The sequence below is a fragment of the Corallococcus sp. AB049A genome (genome assembly GCF_003668885.1).
Lineage (GTDB): Bacteria > Myxococcota > Myxococcia > Myxococcales > Myxococcaceae > Corallococcus > Corallococcus interemptor.
The window spans coordinates 1-4,110 of record NZ_RAWL01000600.1; the positions used below are offsets into that span (position 1 = coordinate 1).

Consider the following 4,110-nt stretch of genomic DNA (forward strand, 5'->3'; position numbering starts at 1 on the left):
GAGGAGCACAGAGCGCACGAACCGTCGGGTGGGGACGGTTCCCGAGGAAGCCGGGGCGGCGTACCGCCTCTTCGACGACATGCCCCTGGGCGTGTTCGTGCTTCGGGACGGCCTGCTCATCCACGCCAACGCGGCGATGTCCCGCCTGATGGGCGTTCCCCTGGAGCAGCTGGTGGGGAGGCCGGTGACGGCGCTCCTGGCGGAGCCGGGCCCGCTGGAGGACCCGGCGGACCGGCTGGCGCGGCGGCTGGGCTCGTCGCCGGTGGCGGGCACCTACGAGGCGTGGCTGCAGGTGGGCAGCGACGGGCTGCGCGTGGAGCTGACGGTGCACCCGAACGCGCGGGATTGGGTGGTGCAGGTGCGCGACGTCACCTCCCGCGTGCGGCGCAGAATGGTGCTGCGGCGGCTGGCGGAGCTGGGCAGCACGGTGCGCGCGCTCCATTCCGAGGACGCGGTGCGCGAGGAGGTGTTCCGGGGGCTGGAGGCGCTGGAGCTGGGCTTCGCGTGGCTGACACCCCGGGGCGTGGGCGTGGAGCTGTCCGTGGCGGGGCTGTCCCCCCGGCTGGTGCCGCACGCGCCGGCGCTGGGAGGCCGCGTGCGGGTGGAGGCCCCGGGCGGCTGGGCGCCCGCGCTGGTGCGCGTCTGGCGCGAGGGCGACGCGTGGGTGGAGGACCTGGGCGTGGAGGCGTCCCGCTTCGTGTCCGAGGCGCGCATGGACGCGGTGCTGGCGGTGTTCCGGCGCGTGGAGACGCACCGGGCGGTGGGCGTGCGCATCGACGTGGAGAACGCGCCCATGGCCATGCTGGTGCTGGCCGCGGACTGGCTCAGTGAAGAGGACGTGGCCGCGGTGCGCCTGTTCGGCCAGCAGGTGTCATCCGCGCTGGACGCGGCGCGCACCATCCAGCGGCTGAGCGTGCGCGCGACGGCGCTCACCGCGCTGGGGCGGCTGGCGTCCCAGGCCGCGTCCGCGCCCCACCCGCGCGCCTTCTTCGGCTCCGGCACGGAGGAGATCTCCGGCCTCCTGGGCAGTGACGCGGTGTGCCTGCTGCTGCCCGCGGACGCGCGGCACGAGACGGGCGAGTCCCTGGAGCTCGTGTACGCGCGCGGCCTGTCCGAGGACGCGGTGGCGCGCGTGCGCCGCGCCCGGCTGGGGTCGCTGCCGCGTCCGGGCGGGATGCCGGACGCGGTGCAGGTGCTGGACGCGGAGGCGTGCCCCGCGCCCACGCGCGACGCGCTGCGGGCGCTGTCGTTCCAGACGCTGGTGTCGGTGCCGCTGCGGGTGCGCTCGCGCGGCGTGGGCACGTTGAGCGTGCTGTTCCACGCGCGCCGCCGGCTCACCGCGCTGGAGGTGGAGACGCTCCAGGCCATGGGCACGCACTTCGCGGCGGCCATCGAATCCCACCGCCTGCTGGACGAGGTGCGCGGCCGCGCGGAGGACCTGGCGCTGATGCACGAGGTGGGCAAGGCGCTGGCCGCCACGCTGGAGCTGGACCGGCTGCTGGCCACGGGCGTCACCAGCCTGGCGCGCATCGTGGACGTGCCGGACGCGTACGTGCTGTTGCCGGATGCGCAGGGCGAAAGGCTGGCCATCCGCGCGGCGACGGGCGGCCACCCGGAGCTGGTGGGACGCCAGGTGCCGCTGGACGCGGCGTCGAACTCGCTGGCGGCGCAGGTGTACCGCACGCGCCAGCCGCTGCGCATCGAGGACGCGCGGCTGGAGGTGAGGGCGGACGACGAGCTGCGCAGCGCCGCGGAGGCCCAGTCGTACATGGTGCTGCCGCTGACCGTGCACGACCAGATGGTGGGCGTGGCGGTGATGGTGGAGACGCGCCGGCCGCGCCGCTTCACGGCCGCGGAGCTGGAGCGCGCGGACGCCATCGCCAATCAGCTGTCGCTGGCGCTGGAGGGCGCGCGGCTGGTGGAGGACTTGAAGCAGAGCTACGCGGAGCTGGCGCGCGCGCAGGAGCAGCTGGTGAACCGCGAGCGCCTGGTGGCGCTGGGCGAGCTGTCCGCGGTGGTGGCCCACGAGGTGCGAAACCCCCTGGGCGCCATCTTCAACTCGGTGGCCACCATCCGCCGCATCATCGGCCCGGAGAGCCCGGCCATCCCGCTGGTGGACATCGTGGGAGAGGAAGCGGACCGGCTCAACCGCATCGTCGCGGACCTGCTCACCTTCGCGCGGCCTCCGTCGCCGCACCTGTATCCGGTGTCGGTGACGCAGCTGCTGGAGGAGGCGGTGAGCAGCGCGCTCTCCGACGTGGCCGGCACCGCGCCGTCCCAGGTGCGGGTGGAGTGGGTGATGGAGGAGGACGTGCCGGCGGTGACGGTGGACGAGCGGCTCATCCGCCAGTGCTTCCTCAACGTGGCGCTCAACGCCGTGCAGGCCATGGGGGCGCAGGGCGGCACGCTGCGCGTGGTGGCTCGCAAGGCGTGGATGGACCGGGCCGGCGTGCAGGTGGAGATCTGCGACACGGGGCCGGGCATCCCGGCGGAGCTGCGCGCGCGCGTCTTCGAGCCCTTCTTCACCACCAAGGCCCAGGGCACCGGCCTGGGGCTCGCGGTGGTGAAGCGCATCATCGACTCGCACGTGGGCCTGGTGTCGCTGGACACGCCGGAGACGGGCAAGGGCACCATCTTCCGCCTCTTCCTGCCGCTGGAGCCGCCGGTGGCGCCGCCCCTGCCGCTGACGGGCGCGTGACGGAAGACTGAACAGTCCGCGCTGGAAAATCCCCTTCGCGCGTCCAGGTCCGAGTCTGCTGGCGGCCTCGAGGATGCACTTCCCAGGGGCAGACGATGCGCGGGTCACAAGCCGTGGCAGGGATGGTGGCGTGGCTGTTCGGGATGGCGGGGTCCGCGCACGCGGCGGAGGACGCGCCTCGCGTGGAGCTGCGCGCGGTGGGAGAGCTGGGCTTCCTGGACGTGCTGGCGCACAGCCTGCGTCAGGGCAGCGACGGGACCATCTTCCGCTTCCCGGAGGACGGCGGGCAGGACAACCTCTACACGTTCGTGCGCCTGAGCGCGGAGCTGTCCCTGCACGGGCGGCACACGCTGGTGTTCCTGGTGCAGCCGCTGGACCTCCAGACGCAGGTCGTGCTGCGGCGGGACGTCACGATTGACGAGCTCACGTTCCCGGAGGGCACGAACCTGGACGTGCGCTACGCGTTCCCGTTCTACCGGGCCAGCTACCTCTATGACCTGCTCGGCGGTGCGGAGCGGGAGCTGTCCGTGGGCGCCTCGCTCCAGCTTCGCAACGCGACGTTCGTCTTCACCTCCGCGGACGGGACGCTGCGGCGCACCAGCCGGGACGTGGGGCCCGTGCCGCTGCTCAAGGTGCGCGTGCGCTGGCCGCTGGGGCCGAACTGGTGGGTGGGGCTGGAGGCGGATGGCAGCTACGCGCCGGCGGCCATCATCAACGGCGACAGCGACTCGGCCACGACGGGGGCGCTGCTGGACGCGAGCCTGCGCGGCGGCGTGCGCATCACCGACCAGGTCGACGTGTTCCTCAACCTGCGCTACCTGGGCGGCGGCGCGCGAGGCACGTCCGACGACAACGACGACGAGTTCGGCGACGGCTTCACGAGCAACTGGCTGAGCACCGCCACCGTGTCGCTGGGCGTCCAGTACCGGCTGCCGGCGCTGGACTGAAGGCGCGCGCGCTCAGCCGCCGCCTTCGCCGCCGTTGAGGAAGAGCCACATCACGCCGAAGCCCAGGGCACACGCCAGGGCCACCACCGCGAGCATGGCCCAGAAGCGGTACTGCCGCGGGATGGGCCACAGGCCCGCCAGCGGGTTGGCGCCGCCCGCGGACTTCGCGGGCTTCTTCTTCTTGTTCTTGTCGCGCTTCCGGGCGGCGAGCTCTTCCTCGCGGCGCTTCAGCTCCGCCTGCCGGAGCGCCTCCGAGATGTCCATGTCGTAGCCCACGAGCGTTTCGCGCGTCTTGGTCCGCACCTGCATGGGGCGCGTCTCATGGGGCCGCTCGTTCACCACGGGGGCCTGGCGGCGCGGGGCCTCCTTGGGCGGGACGTAGGGGGTGGACTTCTCGTCGAGGTAGGCCGGCATGTTGCCCGTCGTCTGGGACAGGGCGCCGAAGATCTTCGCGGCCTCCAGGGC

Annotated in this window: 3 protein-coding genes; 2 read left to right on the forward strand and 1 reads right to left on the reverse strand. The window is 73.4% G+C overall.

Features of this window, described 5'->3' with window-relative positions:
* The first annotated feature begins 28 nt into the window (after positions 1 to 28).
* On the forward strand, positions 29 to 2,698 hold the full coding sequence (locus D7X55_RS36885) for an ATP-binding protein (RefSeq protein WP_304988913.1): 2,670 nt from the start codon (positions 29 to 31) through the stop codon (positions 2,696 to 2,698).
* 95 nt (positions 2,699 to 2,793) lie between these two features.
* The gene (locus D7X55_RS36890; protein ID WP_233610293.1) at positions 2,794 to 3,645 is read left to right on the forward strand and encodes an outer membrane protein; all 852 of its coding nucleotides are present in this window, start codon (positions 2,794 to 2,796) and stop codon (positions 3,643 to 3,645) included.
* Between the two features lie 12 nt (positions 3,646 to 3,657).
* Here D7X55_RS36890 and D7X55_RS43690 read toward each other — a convergent pair.
* Positions 3,658 to 4,110, reverse strand: a 453-nt coding sequence (locus tag D7X55_RS43690; RefSeq protein WP_158626478.1) for a hypothetical protein, incomplete at its 5' end; no start/stop codon positions are given.